18 protein-coding genes, 1 pseudogene and 2 riboswitches are annotated in these 22,855 nt (G+C 65.0%); of the genes and pseudogenes, 5 read left to right on the top strand and 14 right to left on the bottom strand.

Annotated features, from left to right (window positions below; all coding sequences use genetic code 11):
* Nucleotides 1–31: 31 nt before the first annotated feature.
* The 9 genes and pseudogenes from ACYQ0Z_RS07360 to ACYQ0Z_RS07320 form a co-directional block, all read right to left on the bottom strand.
* Complete coding sequence (locus ACYQ0Z_RS07360) at nt 32–679, bottom strand: site-2 protease family protein (protein WP_459866091.1); 648 nt, start codon at nt 677–679, stop codon at nt 32–34.
* Between the two features lie 12 nt (nt 680–691).
* Nucleotides 692–1,159 carry a 6,7-dimethyl-8-ribityllumazine synthase gene (gene ribH, locus ACYQ0Z_RS07355; RefSeq protein WP_459866088.1) on the bottom strand — a complete coding sequence of 156 codons (468 nt, stop codon included), beginning with the start codon at nt 1,157–1,159 and terminating at the stop codon, nt 692–694.
* Nucleotides 1,160–1,227: 68 nt separating this feature from the next.
* Entirely contained in the window at nt 1,228–2,424 is a 1,197-nt protein-coding gene (locus ACYQ0Z_RS07350) for a bifunctional 3,4-dihydroxy-2-butanone-4-phosphate synthase/GTP cyclohydrolase II (protein WP_459866085.1), read from the bottom strand.
* A gap of 60 nt (nt 2,425–2,484) precedes the next feature.
* The gene (locus ACYQ0Z_RS07345) at nt 2,485–3,162 is read right to left on the bottom strand and encodes a riboflavin synthase (RefSeq protein ID WP_459866082.1); all 678 of its coding nucleotides are present in this window, start codon (nt 3,160–3,162) and stop codon (nt 2,485–2,487) included.
* A 28-nt stretch (nt 3,163–3,190) separates the two neighbouring features.
* Nucleotides 3,191–4,321 carry a bifunctional diaminohydroxyphosphoribosylaminopyrimidine deaminase/5-amino-6-(5-phosphoribosylamino)uracil reductase RibD gene (gene ribD, locus ACYQ0Z_RS07340; protein WP_459868787.1) on the bottom strand — a complete coding sequence of 377 codons (1,131 nt, stop codon included), beginning with the start codon at nt 4,319–4,321 and terminating at the stop codon, nt 3,191–3,193.
* 251 nt (nt 4,322–4,572) lie between these two features.
* A riboswitch (FMN riboswitch) is annotated at nt 4,573–4,706 on the bottom strand.
* Nucleotides 4,707–4,883: 177 nt separating this feature from the next.
* On the bottom strand, nt 4,884–8,333 hold the full coding sequence (gene metH, locus ACYQ0Z_RS07335) for a methionine synthase (RefSeq protein ID WP_459866079.1): 3,450 nt from the start codon (nt 8,331–8,333) through the stop codon (nt 4,884–4,886).
* Nucleotides 8,334–8,350: 17 nt separating this feature from the next.
* A pseudogene (locus ACYQ0Z_RS07330) lies at nt 8,351–9,510 on the bottom strand (aminotransferase class I/II-fold pyridoxal phosphate-dependent enzyme).
* Nucleotides 9,507–10,796, bottom strand: a complete 1,290-nt coding sequence (locus tag ACYQ0Z_RS07325; protein ID WP_459866076.1) for an aminotransferase class I/II-fold pyridoxal phosphate-dependent enzyme — start codon at nt 10,794–10,796, stop codon at nt 9,507–9,509. Before ACYQ0Z_RS07325 ends, ACYQ0Z_RS07330 begins: the two are co-directional and overlap by 4 nt.
* Before the next feature lie 95 nt (nt 10,797–10,891).
* Nucleotides 10,892–11,003, bottom strand: a riboswitch (SAM riboswitch).
* A 142-nt stretch (nt 11,004–11,145) separates the two neighbouring features.
* A complete protein-coding gene (locus tag ACYQ0Z_RS07320; RefSeq protein WP_459863556.1) occupies nt 11,146–12,597 on the bottom strand; it encodes an ISLre2 family transposase in 1,452 nt (483 codons plus the stop codon).
* Nucleotides 12,598–12,934: 337 nt separating this feature from the next.
* On the opposite strand from ACYQ0Z_RS07320, the gene ACYQ0Z_RS07315 reads away from it, so the two are divergent.
* Nucleotides 12,935–13,933: an LLM class oxidoreductase gene (locus tag ACYQ0Z_RS07315; RefSeq protein ID WP_459866073.1), complete on the top strand. Its 999-nt coding sequence runs from the start codon at nt 12,935–12,937 to the stop codon at nt 13,931–13,933.
* A gap of 113 nt (nt 13,934–14,046) precedes the next feature.
* Here the strand turns inward: ACYQ0Z_RS07315 and ACYQ0Z_RS07310 are convergent, their stop codons facing one another.
* On the bottom strand, nt 14,047–14,274 hold the full coding sequence (locus ACYQ0Z_RS07310) for a sulfurtransferase TusA family protein (RefSeq protein WP_459866070.1): 228 nt from the start codon (nt 14,272–14,274) through the stop codon (nt 14,047–14,049).
* A 25-nt stretch (nt 14,275–14,299) separates the two neighbouring features.
* Nucleotides 14,300–15,370 carry a YeeE/YedE thiosulfate transporter family protein gene (locus ACYQ0Z_RS07305; RefSeq protein WP_459866067.1) on the bottom strand — a complete coding sequence of 357 codons (1,071 nt, stop codon included), beginning with the start codon at nt 15,368–15,370 and terminating at the stop codon, nt 14,300–14,302.
* A gap of 189 nt (nt 15,371–15,559) precedes the next feature.
* On the opposite strand from ACYQ0Z_RS07305, the gene ACYQ0Z_RS07300 reads away from it, so the two are divergent.
* The 4 genes from ACYQ0Z_RS07300 (at nt 15,560) to ACYQ0Z_RS07285 (ending at nt 19,836) form a co-directional block, all read left to right on the top strand.
* Entirely contained in the window at nt 15,560–17,122 is a 1,563-nt protein-coding gene (locus ACYQ0Z_RS07300; RefSeq protein WP_459866063.1) for a spore germination protein, read from the top strand.
* 33 nt (nt 17,123–17,155) lie between these two features.
* Complete coding sequence (locus ACYQ0Z_RS07295) at nt 17,156–18,373, top strand: Ger(x)C family spore germination protein (RefSeq protein WP_459866060.1); 1,218 nt, start codon at nt 17,156–17,158, stop codon at nt 18,371–18,373.
* Nucleotides 18,370–18,612: a hypothetical protein gene (locus ACYQ0Z_RS07290; RefSeq protein WP_459866057.1), complete on the top strand. Its 243-nt coding sequence runs from the start codon at nt 18,370–18,372 to the stop codon at nt 18,610–18,612. The genes ACYQ0Z_RS07295 and ACYQ0Z_RS07290 overlap by 4 nt, the downstream gene beginning before the upstream one ends.
* A gap of 63 nt (nt 18,613–18,675) precedes the next feature.
* On the top strand, nt 18,676–19,836 hold the full coding sequence (locus tag ACYQ0Z_RS07285; RefSeq protein WP_459866054.1) for a GerAB/ArcD/ProY family transporter: 1,161 nt from the start codon (nt 18,676–18,678) through the stop codon (nt 19,834–19,836).
* Nucleotides 19,837–19,933: 97 nt separating this feature from the next.
* Here the strand turns inward: ACYQ0Z_RS07285 and ACYQ0Z_RS07280 are convergent, their stop codons facing one another.
* From ACYQ0Z_RS07280 to ACYQ0Z_RS07270, 3 genes are read right to left on the bottom strand one after another with little or no spacing between them, the layout of a single operon-like run.
* Nucleotides 19,934–20,425: a hypothetical protein gene (locus ACYQ0Z_RS07280; RefSeq protein WP_459866051.1), complete on the bottom strand. Its 492-nt coding sequence runs from the start codon at nt 20,423–20,425 to the stop codon at nt 19,934–19,936.
* Nucleotides 20,409–21,434 carry a flotillin-like protein FloA gene (gene floA / locus ACYQ0Z_RS07275; protein ID WP_459866048.1) on the bottom strand — a complete coding sequence of 342 codons (1,026 nt, stop codon included), beginning with the start codon at nt 21,432–21,434 and terminating at the stop codon, nt 20,409–20,411. Before floA ends, ACYQ0Z_RS07280 begins: the two co-directional genes overlap by 17 nt.
* Before the next feature lie 33 nt (nt 21,435–21,467).
* Nucleotides 21,468–22,817, bottom strand: coding sequence for an NfeD family protein (locus ACYQ0Z_RS07270; RefSeq protein ID WP_459866045.1), 1,350 nt, complete (start codon nt 22,815–22,817; stop codon nt 21,468–21,470).
* Between the last annotated feature and the right edge of the window lie 38 nt (nt 22,818–22,855).

Here is a 22,855-nt window from a genome sequence, read left to right as displayed (position 1 = left end):
TCCCTCCTGCCGGACCCAGGCCACAGCGCGGCTACGCCACAACCAGCTGGATCAGGGCCAGGAGCCCCTCCAGTGGCGGATGCAAGAGCACGTTGCGAAGCGCGGGGAAGAAGACGATGGCCAACAGCAGAAAGGGCCCGTACGTCTCAAGGGGTTCAAAGTAGCGGTCGTACTTGTAGGGAAAGAGAAACCGCACAATCTTCGCGCCGTCCAGCGGGGCGATCGGGAGCAGGTTGAACACCACCAGGGCGGCATTGATCAGCAGGCTGTAGGCAAACACGTTCACCACGAGCTCCGCAAGCCACGGTGGCCCCGCGTGCACGAGGGGGATGCGGTCGGCGTGGACAACCAGCCATCCGAAAACGAAGGCCAGCACCAGATTGGACAGCGGCCCCGCGGCGGCCACCAGGACAATGCCCAGACGCCGGTTGCCGCGAAAGTACAGGGCGTTGAAGGGCACCGGCTTGGCCCAGCCAAAGGGGCCGAAGAGAATCATGAGCAGCCCAAACGGATCAACGTGCGCCAGCGGATTGAGGGTGAGCCGCCCCTCTTCCTTGGCCGTCGGATCGCCAAGCCGCCACGCCGCCATCGCGTGGGCCCATTCGTGAACGGAAAAGGCAATGACAAAGGCGATCAAGCGAAAGAGCAGCGTGTCGAGGTCAAAATGGAAGAAATCCACCTCGTCTCCTCCCTACCCCAGCCGGCGCATCAGGTTGGCCATCTCGATGGCCGCTGTGGCCGCCTCCCAGCCCTTGTTGCCGGCTTTCGTGCCCGCCCGCTCGACGGCCTGCTCGATCGTGTCCGTAGTCAGCACGCCGAAGATCACCGGGACCCCGGTCTGCAGCGCCGCCTGGGCAATACCCTTGGCTGCCTCGGCGCTTACGTACTCGAAATGGGGCGTGGCCCCGCGGATCACGGTCCCGAGACAGATGACGGCGTCGTACTTGCCGCGTTCGGCCAGCTTACGGGCGACGAGGGGGATTTCGAAGGCCCCGGGCACCCACACCACGTCGACGGCTTCCTCGGCCACGCCGTGACGCTTGAGGGCATCCAGGGCTCCATCGAGGAGCTTCGCCGTAATAAACGCGTTGAACCGGCTGACGACAATGGCAAAGGAAAGCCCCGTCCCGACCAGATTGCCTTCGATTACGTTGGCCACAGGTATCACCCCTCCTGCCTGAAAAGTGGGGATGGCGCGGTCACGCGGCACGCCGGCCGTCCGCGCCATCAGAGATGCTGCAGCAGGTGGCCCAGCTTGTGCTTCTTGGCCCACAGGTAGCGCACGTTTTCTCGGTTCGGCGGGATTTCCAGGGGCACACGCTCGACGATGGTCAGCCCGTACCCTTCCAGTGCGGCGCGTTTGCGCGGGTTGTTGGTCATCAGGCGCATTTTCCGCACGCCAAGGTCGTAGAGGATTTGCGCCCCGATCCCGTAATCGCGCGCATCGGCCGGAAAGCCGAGGTGAAGGTTGGCTTCCACCGTGTCCAGCCCCTGTTCCTGCAGCTTGTAGGCCTTCAGCTTGTTCAACAGGCCGATGCCACGGCCTTCCTGACGCATGTAGAGTAACACACCGCTGCCTTCCTCTTCAATCTTTTTCAGCGCCGCGTGGAGCTGCGGTCCGCAGTCGCAGCGGTAGGAGCCGAACACGTCGCCGGTGAGGCATTCGGAATGGACGCGAACGAGCACCGGCTTCTCCGGATCGAGTTCCCCCTTCACGAGGGCGATGTGCTCGCGGTGGTCCACTTCGTTGGAGTAGCCGATGACCCGAAACTCGCCGAAGGCCGTCGGCAGGCGCACTTCCACCTCACGCCGGACCAGCTTGTCTGTGCGGCTGCGGTAGCGGATGAGATCAGCGATCGTGATCATTTTCAGCCCGAACCGGTCGGCAATCCGCCGCAGGTCGGGCACGCGGGCCATGGTGCCGTCTTCCTTGATGATTTCGCAGATCACCCCGGCCGGGTAGGCCCCGGCCAGCCGTGCCAGGTCCACCGCCGCCTCGGTGTGGCCGGCGCGGCGCAGCACGCCGCCCTTCTTGGCCACCAGCGGGAAGATGTGGCCGGGGCGGCGGAAATCGGTGGGCCTGGCCGCCGGATCGATGAGGGCCTGGATCGTTCGCGCCCGCTCGTAGGCGGAGATCCCCGTCGTCGTGGAGATGTGGTCGACGGATACGGTAAAGGCCGTACCGTGGCGGTCGGTATTGTGCTCAACCATCGGCGGCAGGTCAAGTTCGCGGGCCCGTTCCTCGGTGATCGGCACACACACCAGCCCGCGCCCGTGGGTGATCATGAAGTTGACCACTTCCGGCGTGGCCTTTTCGGCCAGGGCGACGAAGTCCCCCTCGTTCTCGCGGTCCTCGTCGTCCACCACGATAATGACGCGCCCGGCTTTCAACTCGGCAATGGCTTCCTCAATGCGGTCAAACATCCCTGCTCGCCCCTTTCGCTCCCGTTTCGCTTGACGGAGATCTGCCAGGTTGCCCGTATCTTACGCGAAACCGTTTTCCGCAAGCTTGGCCCATGTCAATCCGGAGGAACGGCTCGCGTCTGCCCCGCCGGCCGATGCGGCACCCATGGCGCGTTGCACGAACCGCTCCACGTACTTGGCAATCACGTCGCACTCGATGTTGACCGGGTCGCCCGGCCCCAAATGCTGCAACACGGTATTGGCCAGCGTGTGGGGAATGATGGAGACGGTAAACCCTGTATCGGTGACATCCACCACCGTCAGGCTGATGCCGTCGACGGCCACCGATCCCTTGGGAATGAGGTAGCGGCGCAGCTCGGCGGGCACCTCGACGGCAAAAATGACGGCATTTTCCCGCGGCGTGCGCGAGCGGATCACGCCCACCCCGTCGACATGCCCGGTAACGATGTGACCGCCGAACCGCGCGCCGGCGGCCATGGCCCGCTCCAAATTCACCGGCGCGCCGGGCTTTAGCCGTGCCAGGCTCGTGTTCTTCACCGTCTCCGGCATCACGTCGGCCGTGAACGTCCCCCCGCCGAGGGCCGTCACGGTGAGACAGACGCCGTTCACGGCAATGCTGTCACCGATGCGGGCGTCCTCCAGCACGCGGCGGGCTTCCACTTCCAGCACCATCGACGTCGGCCCCACCGGCGAAAGGCGCCGCACGCGGCCCACTTCCTCAATGATTCCGGTAAACATGACGCTCCCTCCCGTTCGGACACCGGTCTCACCGCCCGATTCCGCCCGCATCGTCACCTTCTCCGGCCCACACGGGATAACCGGAGATGACGATGTCGGGACCGACCGTCGTCACCTCGACGTCGCGCAAGGAAACGGCCTCGTCCATTGTCGCCGCCCCCTCCCCGCCGACTGGCGTCGGTGCCACCCGTCCGCCGACCACTTTGGGGGCAAAGAAGGCAATCACCTTGTCCACCGCCCGGGCGGCAAAAAACGACGCGTTCACCTCGGCGCCGCCTTCCACGAGGAGCGAGGTGATGCCGCGCGCGCCGAGCAGGCGGAGCAGCCGGTGGATGTCGACCCGCTCGCCATCGCCGGCCACCAGCACCTCGGCCCCCTGGGCCGTGACGGCCCGGATGCGCTCCTCCGGCGCCTGCGCCGTGGTCACCACCCATGTCGGTGCCGCCCCATCGGTGAGCACGCGGGCGGAAAGGGGCAGGCGCAGGCGGGAGTCGAGAATAACGCGCACCGGGTTCTTCCCCCCTCCCGGCAAGCGCACGGTGAGCCGGGGATCGTCGGCGATCACCGTGCCCACACCGACCAGCACGGCGTCGCTCCGGCGGCGCAGCTCGTGGACGTACCGGCGCGCATCCTGGGAGGTGATCCACCGGCTGTGGCCGGTGCGCGTGGCGATCTTGCCATCGAGGGTGCTGGCCGTTTTCACCGTGACGAAGGGCACGCGGTGGACGATGTACTTGTTGAACACCTCGTTGAGCCGCCGACAGGCCTCCTCCAGCACGCCGACGGTCACGTCGATCCCCGCCTCGCGCAGCCGGGCAATTCCCCGCCCGGCCACCTGCGGGTTGGGGTCCACCGCGCCTACCACCACGCGGCGCACGCCGGCAGCGATGAGCGCCTCGGCGCACGGCGGTGTGCGGCCATAATGGCTGCACGGCTCCAAGGTCACGTAGGCCGTTGCCCCCCGCGCCGCTTCGCCGGCCATGCGCAGGGCATGCACTTCGGCGTGGGGCTCACCGGCCTTCAGGTGGGCCCCCAACCCGACGATGCGTCCGTCGCGCACCAGGACGCAACCCACCGCCGGATTGGGCGACGTTTGCCCCACCGTGCTCTTGGCCAGCTCCAGGGCGATGCGCATGTAGTGCTCGTCGTCATGGCCCATGCGTTGCGCGTTGTCCACCCCGTCGCCCTCCTTCCCCGTTGGCGTGTTCCCTTCCGCTGTCGCGTACGACGCCGCTCCCGGCAAGCAAAAAAGCCGCCACGTTCCTTCGTGGCGGCGGATGGGATCTGCGTTTGTGCAAGCCGTCACAAAACGGCGCAGGACGGGCAACGATTGCCCCCGGCCGGCCAAAGGCACAAGCCTGCCGGCCATCCCCGTCGAACAACAGGGGCAAATGGGCAAGCCGCTCCCCTCCATTCCTTCTCCCATCCAGACTGTCACTGTCGGCTCCGGAATCGCACCGGATCAACCGCTTGCGCGGCTCGCGGGCTGAGGCGCTGAGGCCATCACCGCCGGTCGGGACTTTCACCCGGCCCCGAAGGAACGGTGGTTGCGTGCAGGATGCGGTTGTTCCGGCGGCTCAGACGCGGGCCGCCTTGATTGGTAGTATACCGCAACCGCACGGGCGCTGTCCATGTCGGGTATCCTTGCGCGCCTCGCAGCAGGCCGTTGCGAACCGGCTTGAAAACCAACCCGCCGCTTTACTTACCTATATGAAACGACGCTACTCCACACCAAAGTACCTCGCCTCGGGATGGGCGAAGACCATCGCCGACACGGAGGCCTCGGGGTCCATCATGTATCCCTCGGTGAGGCGCAGGCCGATCTCCTCCGGCTGGAGCAGGCGGAACAGCTTGGCCTGGTCCTCCAGATTGGGGCAGGCCGGATAGCCGAAGGAGACGCGGATCCCCTGGTACTTGGCGGCGAAGCGATCGGCCATGGTCATCTCCGGCGGGTCGGGGAAGCCCCACGCGTCGCGGAGGATGTGGTGCAGCCGTTCGGCGAAGGCCTCGGCCAGCTCCAGCGCCGCTGCCTGCAGGACGTGGGCGCGCAGGTAGTCGCCCTGCTCCTTCCACGCCTGCGCCTGCTCGCGAATGCCCGTGCCGGCCGTCACGGCGAAGAAGGCGACGTAATCCATCACGCCGCTCGACGTCGGACGCACGTAATCGGCCAGGCACAGGAAGGGCGGCTTCTTCTGGCGGGGGAAGGAAAACCGCTCCACCACCCGCGTGGGGTTGTCCGGGTCGTAGATGAGGATGTCGTCGCCGTCCGACTGGGCCGGGAAGAAGCGGTACACGGCGTGGGCCTCGATCAGGCCGCTCGCCTCCGCTTCCGCCAGCACCTCGTCGACGACGGCCTTGAGCTTCACCGCCTTCCCGTCTCCCTCGGCCAGCAGCTTCTCCACGTTCCCGCGCAGGCCAAGGTGCTTGCCCAAGAGCATCCGCCAATTCAAATACGGAAGCAAGTGGCGCAGCGGGTAGCGGCGCAGCACGTGGCGCTTGAGGTCCGGCGGCACGAACACCGGTGCCTCCTTCACCCGGGGGCGTGCCGGCAACGTGGCCACGGCCACACGCGCTTCCGCTTCCGCCTCCGCGCCGCCGGCCTGGACGCGCCGTCGGGCCGCCTCCAGCGCCCGTCGCTTCTCGGCGTCAAACAGGGCGTTGGCCAGCTCCAACCCCTCCATGGCGTCCTTGGCGTAGAGGACGAGCCCATCGTAGACCGGGGCGATGCGCGTGGTGACGAACTTGCGCGTCAGGGCCGCCCCGCCGATGAGGAGCGGCACGGAGATGCCCGCCGCCTTGAGGTCCTGGGCGGTAAGGACCATCATCTGCGCCGACTTGACGAGGAGCCCCGATAGGCCGATGGCGTCGGGCTTTTCCCGGTGGTAGGCTTCGATCAGCTTCTCCGACGGCACCTTGATGCCCAGATCTACCACCCGATAGCCGTTGTTGGACAGGATGATCTCGACAAGGTTCTTGCCGATGTCGTGGACATCGCCCTTCACCGTGGCCAGGAGGATCGTCCCCTTGGTGGCCGTCTCCTTCTTCTCCATGTACGGCTCGAGGAAGGCTACGGCGGCCTTCATCACCTCGGCGCTCTGCAGCACCTCGGCCACGATGAGCTGGTTGTCGTTAAACAGGCGCCCCACCCTGTCCATGCCGGCCATGAGCGGCCCGTTGATGATGGCCAGCGGGTCGCCGTATTTCTCGAGGGCCCGCTCCAGATCGTCGTACAGCCCCTCCTTCGTCCCCTCCACGATGTAGCGGGCCAGGCGCTCCTCCAGCGTCAGGTTCTCCGCCGGGGCCTTGGCCTTCCGCTCCGTTTTCTTCTCCCGGAAATGGGCCGTGAAGCGGGCCAGCGCCTCCTCGCAGGCCGCTTTGTCGGTGGAAAAGAGCAGCGCCTCGGCCAGGGCGCGTTCCTCTTCCGGAATCGACGCGTACCGCTCCAGGCGCTCGGTGTTGACGATGGCGTAGTCGAGGCCGGCCTTCGTGCAGTGGTAGAGGAAGACGGCATTGAGCACCTCGCGCCCGGCCGGCGGCAGGCCGAAGGAGACGTTGCTGATGCCGAGAATCGTCGGGCACTCCGGAAAGCGTTCCTTGATGAGGCGGAGGCCCTCGATCGTCTCCACGGCCGCCCCGACGTAGGCCGCGTCGCCGGTGCCCACCGGGAAGACGAGGGGGTCAAAGATGATGTCGCGCGGGTCGAGGCCGTACTTGTGCACCAAGAGATCGTAGGATCGCGCGGCCATCTCCAGCTTGCGCTCCCGCGTCACGGCCATGCCCTGCTCGTCGATGGCGCCGACAACGACGGCCGCCCCGTAGGCGTGGACGAGCGGCGCCACGTCGGCGAAGCGCTTCTCGCCCTCCTCCAGGTTGATCGAGTTGATGATCGCCTTCCCCTGGGAAAAGGTCAGGCCCAGCTCGATCACGCGCGGGTCGGTGGAGTCGATCATCAGCGGTACCTTGACCTTCTTCACCACGTGGGCGAGAAAGCGTGCCATGTCGGCATGCTCGTCACGATCGGGATCGGCTAGGCAGATGTCGAGGATCTGGGCGCCGCCCTTCACCTGGGCGCGGGCGATTTCCGCCGCCTCCTCGTATTTTCCCTCGGCAATGAGCCGGCGGAACTTGCGCGAACCGATGACATTGGTCCGCTCGCCAACGAGGAGCGGGCGGTTTTCCGGCTCCAGGTAGACCGCCTCGATGCCCGAAACAGCGTGCACCGTTCGCCCCTTCGGCACGCGGGGCGCGTAGGCGGAAAGGGCCTCGGCCAGCGCGCGGATGTGCGCCGGCGTCGTGCCGCAACAACCGCCGGCGATGTTCAGCCAGCCCTGCTCAGCGAAGGCAGCCATCTTTTTGGCCAGCGCCTGCGGCGTCTCATGATAGTGACCGTCCTCATCGGGCAAACCGGCGTTGGGGTAGCAAAGGACGAAACAGTCGGCCAGCTCGGCCAGGGTGCGCAGGTGGTCGCGCATGAACTCCGGCCCCGTGGCGCAGTTGAGCCCCACCGCCAGCGGGCGGAGATGGCGCACCGACAGGTAGAAGGCCTCGAGGGTTTGCCCGGCGAGCATCGTCCCCGTAGGTTCGATCGTCCCCGAGAGAAACAGGGGCACCTCGCGTCCCGTCTGGGCGAAGGCCCTGCGAATGCCGATCCCGGCCGCCTTCACGTTGCGCGTGTCTTGGGCGGTTTCCACGAGGAGGAGGTCAACGCCCCCCTCGAGAAGGGCCACGGCCTGCTCGCGGTACACATCGACCAATTCGTCGAAGGTGATGCCGCCGGTCACCGACAGGGATTTGGTTGTCGGGCCGATGGACCCCGCCACAAAGCGCGGCCGGTCGGGAGTGTCATACCGGTCGGCGGCCTCGCGGGCCAGGCGCGCCGCGGCGCGGTTAATCTCACCGACACGGTCCGCCAGCCCGTACTCGGCCAGCACAACCCGCGTGGCGCCGAAGGTGTTCGTCTCGATGATGTCGGCCCCCGCCTCGAGGTAGGCCTCATGAATGCCGGCGATCAGGTCGGGGCGGGTGAGGTTGAGCACCTCGTTGCACCCGTCATAGGCCTCGCCGCCGAAGTCTTGCGGCATGAGACCGGCCTGCTGGATCATCGTCCCCATTGCTCCATCCAGGATGAGAATGCGTGTTTCGAGTTCCTTGCGAAGGGCTGTACACGCCATGGTTTGCTCTCCTTTCTTTATCGCTGCGGCAGTGCGGCACCGGCTGCCGCAAGGGCCTGGGCCAGGTCGGCCTGGAGGTCCTCCAGCGCCTCCAGTCCCACCGACAGGCGCAGGAGGCCGTCACCGATGCCCCGCGCGCGGCGCACCTCGGGCGGCATGGCCGCGTGGGACATCCGCGCGGGATAGGTAAGGATGCTCTCGACGGCGCCCAGGCTCACGGCCACGATGGGCAGGCGCACGGCCTGAACGAAGCGGCGCACCGCCTCGGCCGATCCCAGATCGAAGGCCAGCACCGCCCCATCGCCGGTGGCCTGGGACCGGTGCGTCGCGTGGCCGGGATGGTCGCGCAGGCCCGGGTAGTAGACGCGGCGAACGGCCGGATGGGTCTTGAGCCAGGCGGCCAGTTGCGCGGCGGTGCGCTCGGCCTGGTCGAGCCGCACCTTCAGCGTCTTGAGGCCGCGCACAGGAGCCAGCTGTCCTGGACGCCGAGCACGGCGCCGACGGCGTTTTGCACCGCGTACAGGCGGCGGCCCAGCTCCGCGTCGCGAACGATGGCCAGCCCGGCCACGACATCACTGTGGCCGCTCAGGAACTTCGTCGCGCTGTGGACGACGATGTCGCACCCCAGTTCCAGCGGCCGCTGCCGGTACGGCGTGAGAAACGTGTTGTCGACGATGGTGAGCAGGCCGTGGCGCTGCGCAATGGCCACCATCGCCCGCAGGTCGGTGATCTTCAGCGTCGGGTTCGACGGCGTCTCGATGTAGAGGGCCTTCGTGTTGGGCCGGACGGCGGCCGCCACCCGCTCGGGGTCGGTGGTGTCGACGAAGGTGGTCTCGATGCCCAATCGCGCCAACACCGTGGTCAACAGACGGTACGTGCCGCCGTAAACGTCCTCCGAAACGACGAGATGGTCACCGGTGGAAAAGAGCATCAACACGCTGGCGATGGCGGCCATGCCGGAGGAAAAGGCGAAGGCCGCCGCCCCGCCTTCCAGCCGTGCCGCTGCCTCCTCCAGCGCTGCCCGCGTCGGGTTGCCTGAGCGCGCATAGTCGAAGGCGGGCGGCTCATCGAGGGACGCGTGGTGGTACGTGCTGGCCAGGTAGATCGGCACGCTGGCTGCACCGGTGACGGGATCGGTTTCCGACCCGGGGTGAATGAGCCGCGTAGCAAACTTCACCTCGTTCCCTCCTCTCCCGTGCGGACCGCCGCGGATAGGGCTCCACAGGGATGCGTTCCCACCGGCTCGGCTTCCCGGCCGCTTGGGGGTGCCCCTGCACGTTCCCCTTCCGCCAGCACCTTGGCCCGACCGCGGCCCACCTCCTCCGCCGCCCGCTCGAGGGCCTGGGCCAGGTCGGCAATCAGGTCATCCGCGTGCTCGATGCCGACGGACAGGCGCAGCAGCCTGTCGTCGACCCCGACGGCGCGGCGGATCGCCTCGGGGATCTCGGCATGGGTCTGCATCGCCGGATAGGTGATGAGGCTCTCCACGCCACCCAGGCTTTCGGCGAAGGTGATGAGCCGCACATGGCGCAGCACCGGCTCCACCAGGGCCGGGTCGACGACCCGGAACGACAGGAGCGCCCCCGGCCCCTTCGCCTGACGGAAATGGACCTCGCGTCCGGGATGGCCGGGCAGATCGGGGAAATACACCGCCTCCACGAGCGGATGGTCAGCCAGGAAACGGGCGATGCGCGACGCGTTTTCCTGCTGGCGGTCGAGGCGCACGGCCAGGGTTTTCATCCCGCGCATGAGCAGCCAGGAATCCTGCGGGCCGAGCACCGCGCCGATGGCGTTGTGCAGGAACGCCACGCGCTCGGTCAGCTCCTCGCCCCTGGTCACGATCAGGCCGGCGAGGACGTCGTTGTGTCCGCCGAGGTACTTCGTCGCACTGTGGACGACGATGTCGGCGCCCAGTGCAAGGGGCCGCTGCAGGTACGGGCTCATCAGCGTGTTATCGACGATGAGGAGCAGGCCGTGGTCCCTGGCCACCTTCGCCAGGGCGGCGATGTCGGCCACCTGCAGGAGGGGGTTGGTCGGCGTTTCGATGAAAAGGGCTTTGGTGTTCGGCCGCAGGGCCCGGCGCACCGCGTCGACGGACGAGGCGTCGACGTAGGTGGCCGTCACCCCCGCCCGGGCCAGCACCTGTTCAAACAGCCGGTATGTGCCGCCATAGAGGTCGTGGGACAGCACGACGTGGTCGCCGCGGGAAAAGAGGGCCGCCACCGTCTGGATCGCCGCCATGCCCGACGCGCAGGCGAACCCGCCGTCGCCGCCTTCCAGCGCGGCGATGGCCTCCTCCAGCACCTTCCGCGTCGGATTGGCCAGGCGGGAGTAGTCAAAGCCGGTGCTCTGCCCCAGCGCCGGGTGGCCGTACGTGGCCGCGTAGTAGACCGGGTAGCTCACAGCACCGGTAACGATGTCCTTCCGGTTGCCAATTTGGGCCAAACAGGATTCGACGCGCACCGCCTCTTCCTCCTTTACGTGTCCCTACAGTTTGCTTGCCAACAACGAAAAAGGCCTTTCATCTCTGCAGATGAAAGGCCGGAATTGTCGTTCCGCTCTCATCTCCCAGAGATGAACCATCTCTGCAGGAATTGGCACCACACCGACCGTGCGTCGGTAGGTTGCCGGGCTTCATCGGGCCAGTCCCTCCGCCACTCTTGATAAGAGCTGGATCATGGTGCTATGCGGTTGTTCTACGTGTGATTTGCTTTAACTATACGAGATCATCTAATCCTCTGTCAACAATTCGTTTGCAGCGTGCGTGTCAACTTTCAGTAGGTGCCCCGACACAAAAATTTGAGTGATCGGTTTACACCCTTCTTGGAATCGCCCGCACAAGCTCACGAAGCACATACTTTACCCAAGGCGCACCGGATCCAGGCCCGTTAAGGGCCGGAATCCTTGCGCGCAGCCATCCCTCTATGTCTGCTCTCCAACTCTTTTCCCTTTCCTCCGCCGCTCCTTTGCCAAACACATGGCTCATTCTTTCCGGTTGGGCTGTCCACTTGGTTTTCACCACTTCAGCCAGTTCCCCATTTGCCCGCGACGCCAAAAGCCGCGCCAACCGGCCGGCCCCCTCGACGCTCCAACGCGCTCCATGACGCTTCATCCGCCGTGCAATGTGATGAAACACTTGTCCCTCAATCGCCCCTAATCGCACGGGCTCTCCCAACTCCCGAATGCCTTCCCAGTTGGTCCGCAGATAGCGCCGCAACTGAACCACACGCTGCCGCTGTGCCCCGCGGCTGCGATGTTCGGCTGCTTTCAGAGCCTGCTCAACCCCTTCCCAATCGGACGTTGCCAGCGCAGCACAAACCTCCCGATACGCCTTCTCGTCATGTCGAAGACTCTCCACCAGGTTCCGACGAAGGTGAAACGGATCGAGCCGGTATTGCGCTCCCGGAAAATACGCACACCCTTCTTTTACAAACGCCGCTCCATCACCCCCCACATACCATCGCTCCACTGCGCCGAAATCCCAATGTTCACCAAACTTCGCCACGCACTCTTCCCAAAAGGTCGTCCCTTCTGCTACACCGGCATGCACACAACGTTCTTGCAAACGACGCCGCTGGGCCGAAACGTCCCCTTTTCCCTCGTAGGCCACCGCCACCTTAACGGGAATCGTTGCCCGCTTCCCTTCCGAACGCCGGGCTGGTACCCAAACCTCATCCGCTTCCACATACACTGCCGAGCTCTTTCGTTGCCCTTTGGGGCTTACGCCCCGTTCAAACACATCCCGCCGCCGCTGTTCGATCTGTTGCCCCAATTCCCTACCGGCCTTTTGTACCTCCTGCCAGATGCTCATGGCCCGGATGTCCACATTCCCAAGCGTCACGTGCTTGAGCACTTCCGCTGCCCGGTGATACGGCATCTCCACCGCCAGGGCTACGGCCAACTGTCTTGCCCACGGCGAAAGCCGCTGGCGTGGTGCCAAGCCCAGCGCCTCATCCAGAAGGTACCGGCCCTGACCGCTTTCCCGGTCCACGTAGTACCGCCGCTCAATACGCACCTCACCAAAGGGCGTCAGTACCGTGCGCTCCTTGCGATGCACGATCTTTAAATGCTTCCGATCCCGGTTTTTCATAAACTGTTGATCCAACTCCGCACAGGACGCCTGCAAAAGCCGGAGGGTTGCCTGCTGCACCAGCCGGTAGATGCCCTTCTCCAATGCCTCAAAATCCGGGCTTTGCTTCAGGAGGTCAGCCATTTCCTGCACAAGAAGGAGGATTTCTTGCACGGTTTCGCGAATCCATTCCATGAGACCTCACCGCCTCCTCGACTTCGTGTCGGGGCAAGTTGCCTGGCCAGACAACTTGCGGTGAGGTCTCTTTTCGTTTTTTCCTCACCGTGTTCCTACTGAAACTTTACACGCTCTTTGCAGCTTGGCCTGCAGCCCCTTGGCCAGGGTTCCCTTGTCGCGCCCGGCCCGATGTTTTCGGCAAAGCACGCGGCGTGGAAGGGGGGGCCGCCTTCCGTCCGTCACGGGGTCCTCTTTTCGATGGGGTTTCGTTTGTGATACTAATAATCTGTAATGCGAATAAACCGGTGTAAACCGCACCCGGTGTGGCGGCCGTCATCTCGGAGGTGTACCGAACATGGCTCGTGTCGCTGGAACCGCCTCAAAGCCCGTCCATCCGGGATTTGAACAGATGTTTCAGCCCGGTCGGCTGACGCTGGGCGTCTTCTTCCCGATCGAGGCGTTTGAGGGAGCCAATCCGACCATGCGCAATCAGGTGGCCTTGGCCCAACGGGCGGAAGCGCTCGGCTTCACGGCCCTCTGGTTCCGCGACGTGCCGCTCCTGGATCCCAACTTCGGGGACATCGGCCAGATCTATGACCCGTGGGTGTACCTCGGTTACATCGCCGCACAGACGCGCAGCATTGCCCTGGTCACCGGCGCCATCATCCTGCCCCTGCGCCATCCCCTTCATGTGGCGAAAGCGGCGGCCTCTGTCGACGAGTTGTCCGGCCGGCGGCTGGTTTTGGGGGTGGCCACCGGTGACCGTCCCGTGGAATTCCCGGCCTTCGGCAAGGGATGGGAGGAGCGCGGCCAGCTCTTCCGGGAATCCCTGGACTTTATCCGTCGGGCATGGGCCGAACGGTTCCCGTACATCGACTCCCCGTGGGGACACATGAGCGGTGCCGACCTGGTGCCCAAGCCGCCGGCGGGCTGGATCCCGACCCTCGTCACTGGCCACAGCCAACAACCCATCGAGTGGATCGCCCGGCACAGCGACGGTTGGATCATGTATCCTCGCCCGCCACAAGTGCAACAGCGGGTGGTCAGCGAGTGGCGGCGGGCCACCGAAGAGGCTGCTCCCGGCGTCTTTAAGCCCTTCGCCCAGTCCCTCTACATCGACCTCGCCCACGACCCGGATGAGCCGCCACGGCCGATCCACCTGGGCTACCGCTTGGGCCGCAACGTCCTGATCGAGTTGTTGAACACATTGCAGGCGATCGGCGTCAACCACGTTGCCCTCAACCTCAAATACGGCCAGCGACCGGCCCACGAGGTGCTGGAAGAAGTGGGCGAGTACGTCCTGCCCCATTTTCGGGCACAAACGGCAGCCACCAAGTCGAAATCGTCGGGGTAACAAACAAAAAGGCGACTCCCTTTGCCGTAAGGACGACGAGGGAGTCGCCTGTTCCCTGCGGCCTGCACACACGTGCAGGCCGTTTGTTGCATTCTGGACGATCAACCCCGGCGTTATGCCCCTTTTCGGATGCGGATCTGCCACTGGGCATCGCCGGTCTGCTCAAAGGCCACCACCTCGTGACCGTTTTGCACCGCCCAGCGGGGCAGGCTTTCCGTCGCCTGGGTGCAATCAAAGTCGATCACCAATTCATCCCCTGGCGCCAGTTCCGCCATGGCGTTCTCCGCCTCGATGAGCGGAAAGGGGCACACCATTCCGAGTACGCGCAGGTGTTTCGTCATGCCCATTCCCTCCCCGATTGTCCACTTACGCGCTCTGTGCAGCACCGGTCACCACAACCCGCTGCGCGCGGCGTCGCGGGCGAACCATGATCCAATACGTCGCCGTCCACGTTCCGAGGATGATAAAGGGCGTGGCCACCCAGCCTTCCCAGGTGAAGAGGGCGGTGTTGACCAGACCGTTCCCGATGGTGCACCCGCCGGCAATCCCGGCGCCAAAGCCCATGATCAGGCCGCCGATGAGACTCCGCATCGCCGTATTCGCGTCGGGCACGCGCCAGCGGAACTCGCCGCTGCCCTTCGCCGCCGCATACGACCCCAGGGCGATGCCCACCACGAGAAACACGCCCCAATCGAGGACCGACGCGTCACCGGTCACGGCGTATTGGAGCAGCTTGCCCGTCGGCGTGGTGACGCCAAGGCCGTACAACCGTCCCGTCGCTTCGCTGAGCGGCCAGGCCAACACGGCGATCAGGCCGACCAGCACGGCGGTGACGAAGGGATGCCAGCGCTTTTCGAAGAGCAGGTGGGCCAGCCCCCGTTTCCGCGGTTTCGGAGACGGCACCGGCACCTGCGGCCGCCGCAGGTGGCGCCAGACGGCCGCCAGCGTCACACCGGAAAAGAGGACAACCAACAGCCAGGGAGACAAGCCCAAGGTCTCATGAATGAAGGCGTGCGGGGCTTTCGGGGCGGTCAGCACATCGTGCAGCGGTTTCAGCGCGCCAAATTTGGTCGCCGCACTGCCGACCATGTACCCGAAGAGGGCAATCCAACTCCCCACCAGCCCCTCGCCGGCGCGGTACCACGTCCCTGTCGCACAGCCGCCGGCCAGGACGATGCCGATCCCGAACAAGAACCCCCCGATGACCGCGGCCAGGTACGTGAAGGGGATCTCCGGAATCTGGATGACGCCCAGCGCAGCCAGAGTGTACACGCCGACACTCTGGACCGCAATGGCAATCAGCGTGGCCAAGAACAGCCGGTTGTCGCGCGTCAGGTACACATCACGGTACGCGCTCACCATGCAGAAGCGGCCACGCTGCAAAACGAAGCCCAACAGCGCGCCGCAAAACAGCCCCGATAGGGCCATGCCGACCATTCCTTATACCTCCAATCGGAATACACGACTTTACGCCCATTGTACCGCCTCCACTCCCGTCCCGCAAGACCTTCGACGAAGAGCACCTGCCCAGCCTGCGCCCTCGCGTATCGTCTCCGTAATAAAACCTTCCTCCTCGGAACAAGGTAAAAAGAGACCAATCTCCGGGAAAAAGGCGGTTGAATCGCAATGTTCCTCCGTTTGTGGCGAAGATTCCTAGGCAAGCCGGCACGCCCGGCCAAACGCATTTCGTCCTCGCCATCGAACACCGAGCTGGCGCCGAACTTGGAAGCAAACGTCCACGCCCTGGAGGAACAGTACCGCGACTGCAGTGATTTTGTCGTCCGCCCGTTTCGGATCGGGGGAGGACGCAACGCCGCCCTGCTCTACCTCGAGGGCCTAACCGACGTAGAGGCCGTAAACGAACACGTTCTCGAACCGCTCATGGACCTCCCCGAGGCCCATGCCGACATCTTGGCCTTGGCACAGCAGCGCATTCCCATTTCCAAAGTGAAAATCGTGAACACGACCGCAGCGTGCGTCGAGCATATATCCATCGGAGAAGCGATGCTCCTCATCGAGGGCGAAACGCGTGCGCTGGCCTTTGGCATCAGCAAATGGGAGAAACGGGCCGTCGACGAGCCGGAGGCGGAGACGGTCGTTCGCGGGCCGCGCGACGGCTTCACCGAGACGATCACCATCAACATCTCCTTTTTGCGGCGCAAAATTCGCAGTCCGCAATTGAAAGTGAAGAGCCTGTCGGTGGGCCGGTATACCCAAACGCAGGTCGCCGTCGCCTACATCGAGGGCCTCGCCGACCCCACGCTGCTCGAGGAAGTGACCAACCGCCTGAAGCGCATCAACATCGACGGCGTGCTGGAGAGCGGATACCTCGAGGAATTCATCGAAGACAACCCGTGGTCTCCGTTTCCCCAGGTGCTGTCCACCGAGCGGCCGGACGTGGCGGCAGCCAGCCTCCTCGAAGGCCGCGTCGTAATCCTTATCGACGGCACACCTTTTGTGTTGGTGGTACCGGTAACGCTGTTTTCCCTCATGCAGGCAAGCGAAGATTACTACAACCGCTTCTTGATCGGTACCATCATCCGCTGGCTGCGTTATGTGTTTACCTTCATCGCCCTGTTCCTGCCGTCCCTGTACGTCGCCGTCATTACCTATCATCAGGAAATGATCCCCACCACCCTGCAGCTAAAAATCGCAACGTCCCGGGAGGAAATTCCCTTTCCGGCACTGGTGGAAGCGCTGCTGATGGAAAGCACCTTCGAGATCCTCCGGGAAGCCGGCGCCCGCCTGCCGCGGCAGCTCGGCGCCGCCGTCAGCATCGTCGGGGCGCTGGTCATCGGGGAAGCGGCCGTGTCCGCCGGCATCGCGTCGGCCCCCATGGTCATGGTCGTCGCCATCACGGGGATCGCCTCCTTTGCCATCCCCCGCTATCCCGTAGCCATTACCGTGCGCATGCTGCGCTTTCCGATCATGTTCCTCGCCGGAACCCTCGGGCTGTTGGGCATCATGCTCGGGCTCCTGGCCGTTACCGTGCACCTGTGCACGCTGCGCTCCTTCGGCGTGCCCTACCTCGCGCCCGTCGCCCCGGCCAAGGGCCGCGACCTGCGCGACGTGCTGGTCCGTGCGCCGTGGTGGGCCCTGAACACGCGGCCGCGGCTGACCGGCCAGGCCGACCGCGACCGCCAAGCGCCCGGGCAGCAACCCGGTCCAACCCGGGACGGAAAAACGTAACCAACGAAACCACATGGAGGTCGTGCTGGTGCCATGAACCGCGCGGGACGTATCGCCGGTGCCGGACGGATGGCCGCTTCCCTCTGGATCTTGCTCTTGCCCCTCTTGACCGGCTGTTGGGATCGCGTGGAGATCAACGATCTGGCCCTGGTGACGGCGGCCGGCCTGGACAAAGGTAACGGCAACACCATCAAGCTGTCCCTGCAGCTCGCCGTCCCGGCGGCAATGCCGGGTGCGACCGGCGGGGGGGAAGGAATGGGGAGCAGTGGGTCCGGCGGCGGCAAACCGACGATCGTCGCCGCTGCCGAAGGCGTCACCATCCCCGACGCGATGTCCAAACTGCAGGAAAAACTGCCGCGGCGCATTTTTTGGGGCAACAACCGGGTGATCGTGATCGGCGAAGACCTGGCCCGGGAAGGAATTGTCCCGCACGTCGACTTTTTCGCCCGCTTTCCGCGCAACCGCCTGCACGCCTTCGTATTCGTCAGCAAGGGAGACGCCGAGCAGGTGCTGGCGCACATTCCCCCCATCGAGCGCAACGCAGCCGAAGCGATGCGCGAGCTGGCCGAATTCCGCTTCGGGAAACGCACCACGCTGAAGGATCTGCTGCAGAAGCTGCACACCGAGCAGCAGACGGTGATCGTGCCGTGGATCGAGAAGACAGCGGTCGACGGGAATCAGGACCGAGGAACCCTGCTGCGGCTCAACGGGGCGGCGATCTTCAAAGGCGGCAAGATGATCGGCTACGCCGACGACCGGCTGATGCGCGGCATCCTGTGGGTGCGCGACGAGATCGAGACCGCCACCATAACCGCCAAAGTCGACCGCGACGGCTACATTTCCATGCAGCAATTGAAGGCCCATACGACGATGCGTCCGTCGATTCACAACGGCAAGTGGAAACTGACGCTGGACATCATCACAGACGACGACGTTGTGCACAACGCGTCCACCCTGGACCCCGATGACCCCAAAGTGGCGAAAATGCTGGAGAACAAGACGGAAGAAATCATCAACATCCGGGTGCGTGAAGCGCTTGACCTCGCCCAGAAACAATTGAAGGCGGACATTTTCGGATTTGGCGAAGCGTTCCGGCGCGCGTACCCCAAGGAATGGCAGGCGGCCAAAACGCGATGGAACGAGATCTTTCCAACGGTGGAGGTCACCGTGCGCGTGAAGGCGAGCGTGAGGCGGGCCGGTTTGACCAACGTGCCGCCGGCCATTCCGGAAAGCGAGGTGAAGAAAAAGTGAAGTGGGGAGCGGTGGCGGGCCTCACCGTGCTCGTTGCCGCCATGGCGCTGTACGAGTGGCCCAAAATCGACGCCCATCGGAAAAACGAGCGGCGGACCTTTGTCGTCCTGACGGCACTCGGTTGGCTCCTGAGCGTGCTGCTGCTGTTTTGGCCCGAGCTTCCCGGCCCCCGTCAGTTGGTGGAGTGGGTGTTCCATCCCGTGGTGAGAGGGTTGGAACGTATTGGAATCGGGAAATAAGACCGCCGCCATTTCCGGTGGGGCAATGCCCTCGCGGCATCAAGAAAGGGGAGAACCGCTGTCATGATCGAGCGCGGAAAAATCTCATCGTCCCAACTGGCCAAGATGATGTATCTGTCCATTCTGTCTACGTACATCCTTGTTGCCCCCGCCTTCATCAGCCAATACGCCGGCCGGGACATGTGGATTTCGCCCCTGTGGGCCTCCCTCGTCGGCATGCTGACCGTTGCCATCGCCTATGCCCTCCATACGCGACATCCAGGGCAGACGGTGATCCAGTACAGTGTCACCCTTCTCGGCCCGTTTCTCGGGAAACTGGTCGGCTTTCTGTACCTGTTCTATTACCTTTTCCTCTCCGGGGTCATCGTGCGGGAATACGGCGAATTCGTGATCGGGGCATTTTTCACGCGTACGCCCATCGTTGTCGTGATGGGCAGCATCCTGCTCATTTCCGCCTTCGCCGCGCGCGGGGGCGTGGAGGTCGTCGGCCGGCTGGCCGAGCTGTTCGTACCCGTTTTCGTCGCCGTGGTGGCGCTGTTCATTGTGCTGATCCTGCCCGAACTCGATCCGAAGAACATGCTGCCGATCCTGGAACACGGCTTCGCCCCGTCCTTGAAAGGGGCGTTCGTTCCCCAAGGGTGGATGAGCGAACTGTTTCTCCTGGCGTTTCTGCTTCCCTTTCTCACAGACCGGCAAAACGGGATGAAGAGCGGCCTTATTATGGTCGTGTTCGTTACCGCCACCCTCACAATCGCCAACCTTGCCACGCTGTGGCTGTTCGGGGACATCACGTCCCGCCTGACCTTTCCGACCTATCGTGCCGTGCAGTATATCGACGTCGCCCAATTCCTGCAAAACATCGACGCCCTCGTCATGGCCCTGTGGGTGAGCAGCGTGTTTGTCAAAATCGCCGTGTTCCACTACATGCTGGTTCTGGGCACCGCACAATGGCTGGGGCTTTCCGACTATCGCCCCCTCGCCCTTCCCCTCGCCTTGCTCGTGCTCATCATGGCGGTTTGGTCGGCACCCGGTTTCTCCCAATTGCTGCGCTTTATCGGGACGGCCCTCCCGGTGTACAAAACGGTGATGCAAATCCTCCTGCCGCTGGTACTGTTGCTCGTGTCGGCGCTTCGTCGTCGGCGTTCCCCGTTGCCCGGGGTGGAAAGCGTTGACCGATCTGCGGGAACGGCCAGTACCACCACCGGTCCTGCGGGCGCGACGTGACGAAGTTGGTGGATACAGGAAAAGACCGCCACGCGCCACAATCCCCGCCTGCGAACGAACGGCCCGTCGGCGGCTACAAGCGCCAACGGGCCGTGGATTACCGTTCATCGCCCATGCGAGGGCGCGCGCCCCGCACCAGCGGATGGGGAGCTTTTGCGCGGGGCGCGTGCAGCACCTGCGCCCACAGGATACCCGCCACCACCGCATCGGCGGACAACGGTAAGGCCAATGGGGCGTTCGCTGGCCGCGCCGTGCCGTCTCGCCCCTTTCGTACCGGCCGCGGCCCCTCGGCGTCCGCCGCGTTCTGCGGTGCGGTCGCCGTCGGCGGATGGGGCGAAGCAACAGGGACATGACGCGGACCGGCGGGCGGCGGTGCCGGCAGGGCGGGGCCGTCCGGTCGGTCAATCGGCGCGCCGCCGGGGGGAACGGGATCCCGGGTCGCCGGCGGGGACGCCAAAGAACCGGACTGTCTTGGTTCGGCGCGGCGTTTCGCCTGCTGCCGCCGTTCCGGAAACAGGAACAGCAAAAGCCAGTACAGCGCGATTAGCAGCCAGATATTTGAAAACAGAACGTCAATCAGCCGCTCCATCGCCTTCCCCTGCCCCGCCGCTCCCGTCCTTGCCCTTGCCGGTCAAGCGGCTCAGCGCCTCACGCATCTCCGTGTCGGCCATGAGGTTGCGCATGTTGAAGTAGTCGAGCACGCCCAGGTTGCCCGAGCGCAGCGCCTCGGCAATGGCCAGGGGCACCTGCGCCTCCGCCTCGACCACTTTGGCCCGCATCTCCTGCACACGCGCCTTCATCTCCTGTTCCCGCGCCACGGCCATGGCCCGACGCTCCTCGGCCTTGGCCTGGGCGATGTTCTTGTCCGCCTCGGCCTGGTCGATCTGCAGCTGGGCGCCGATGTTCTTGCCCACATCGACGTCGGCGATGTCGATGGACAGGATTTCAAAGGCCGTTCCGGAGTCGAGCCCCTTCTCCAGCACCGTGTGGGAGATGGAATCAGGATTTTCCAACACCTCTTTGTGCGACTTCGCCGAACCGATCGTCGACACGATCCCTTCCCCCACGCGGGCGATGATCGTCTCCTCCCCGGCGCCGCCGACGAGGCGGTCGATGTTGGCGCGCACCGTCACGCGGGCGCGCACCTTCACTTCAATGCCATCCATCGCCACCGCCGCCACGACGGGCGTCTCGATCACCTTCGGGTTGACGCTCATCTGCACCGCCTCCAGCACGTCGCGCCCGGCCAGGTCGATGGCCGCGGCCCGCTCGAAGGTAAGGGGAATGTTGGCCCGTTGCGCGGCGATGAGGGCGTCGACGACCCGGTCGACGTTTCCGCCGGCCAGGTAATGGCTCTCCAACTGGTTGATCGTCAGGTCCAGCCCCGCCTTGCGCGCCTTGATCAGGGGGTTGACGATGCGCGCCGGCACGACTCGGCGCAGGCGCATCCCGACGAGGGTGAGGATGCTGATCGGCACCCCCGAAGCCAGCGCCGAGATCCACAGCATCACCGGCACAAAGGTGAAAAAGACGGCCAGCGCGATGACCACGAGCCCGGCGATCATCAACAGCCCTACGGTACCCGTCTCAATGACCATGTCCGCACTCCTTCCCCGGCATTTGACATCATTTTACTCTTCCACCGCCCGCACCACAACCCGCACGCCTTCTACCTGGATCACTTCCACCTGGCGGTCAGCGGGAATGTATCCGCCGTCGCTGACCACATCGACGCGTTCGCCGTCGATGAGGACAGAACCGGCCGGCCGCAGCGGGGTGAGCGTTTTGCCCCGCTTCCCGACGAGGGCCTCGCGGGACGGCGGGGCCACATACCCCGCCTCCGTGCGCAGGGCGTCCTTCAAGACAAAACGGCGAAACAGGCCGCGGCGCGCCCCGTAACGCACCGCAAAGGCGGCAAAGACAATCGCCACCAGGGCGGCGATGCCGAAGGTGATGAGGCCCTGCGCCGCGTCGGATGCGGCCAGCACAACGCTCGCGGCAACGGCCGCCACACCCAGGGCGCCAAAGACACCAAAACCGGGTACGAACACCTCCACCAACAGGAGCACCACCCCGGCGAAGAACAGGACGAGATGCACCGCGTCGGCAAAGCCAGCCGCCAAATGGCCGAAAAAGTACAAGCCGAGCAGAATCAACCCCGCCACACCGGGCAAACCAAAACCGGGCGTAAGCAGCTCCCACAAGAGCCCGACAAATCCCCCCGCCAACAGGAGGGGCGCAACGTACGGGTGCGTCACCCATCGGGCGATGCGTTCCCCCATCGTTGGCGTGACGGTTACCACCTGGGCCCCCGCCATCCCCATCTTGGCCAGCACCTCGTCGCGCGACGCGGCGAGAACGTCGGCATACCCGAGACGCAGCGCTTCCTGCGCCGTAAGCGAGAGCACCTGGCCCTTTTCCCCCACACCCGGTATCGCCATCTCGGGATCGACCATCGCCCGGGCGATCTGCGGGTTGCGCTCCCTCGCCTGGGCCGCAGCGGCCATCTTCTCCGCCCACGCCGAGACGACCTTGGGACCCGCGGGTCGGCCGGCCCAATCGACCGGTGTTGCCGCGCCCATTGCACTGCCGGGGGCCATGGCAATGTTGTCAGCATTCAGGGCAATGTAGGTCCCGGCGGAGAACGCGTTGTTGACGATGTACGCCACCACCGGTATGGGAGAGGTACGCACGAGATGCCCGATCCGGTCGGCAGCGCCAAGCTTCCCGCCCGGCGTGTCCAGCTCCAGCAGAACAAGGTCGGCGCCCCCTTCTGCCGCCTCGGCCAACGCCCGCTCCAGGTAGGCCGCCAGCCCGCGTTCGATGGCATCGCGCACGGGCACGACATAAACCGTTTTCCCCGTTTCTACCGCCGCGGTTCCCGCCGCCATGTACGCCCACACCAAAAGCATGACCCCGAGCAGCCACGCGCGTATCGCCCACCGGCGGCTTGTCGTCCGTCGCCCCGCATTCCCCTTCATGTCCTTCCCTCCTCTGGTCGAAGCTTCCTCGCCCCTCT

It is taken from the genome of Calditerricola yamamurae (genome assembly GCF_054654135.1).
The sequence above is the reverse complement of the archived record's forward strand: the minus strand, read 5'-3'. Positions and strand labels throughout refer to the sequence as shown.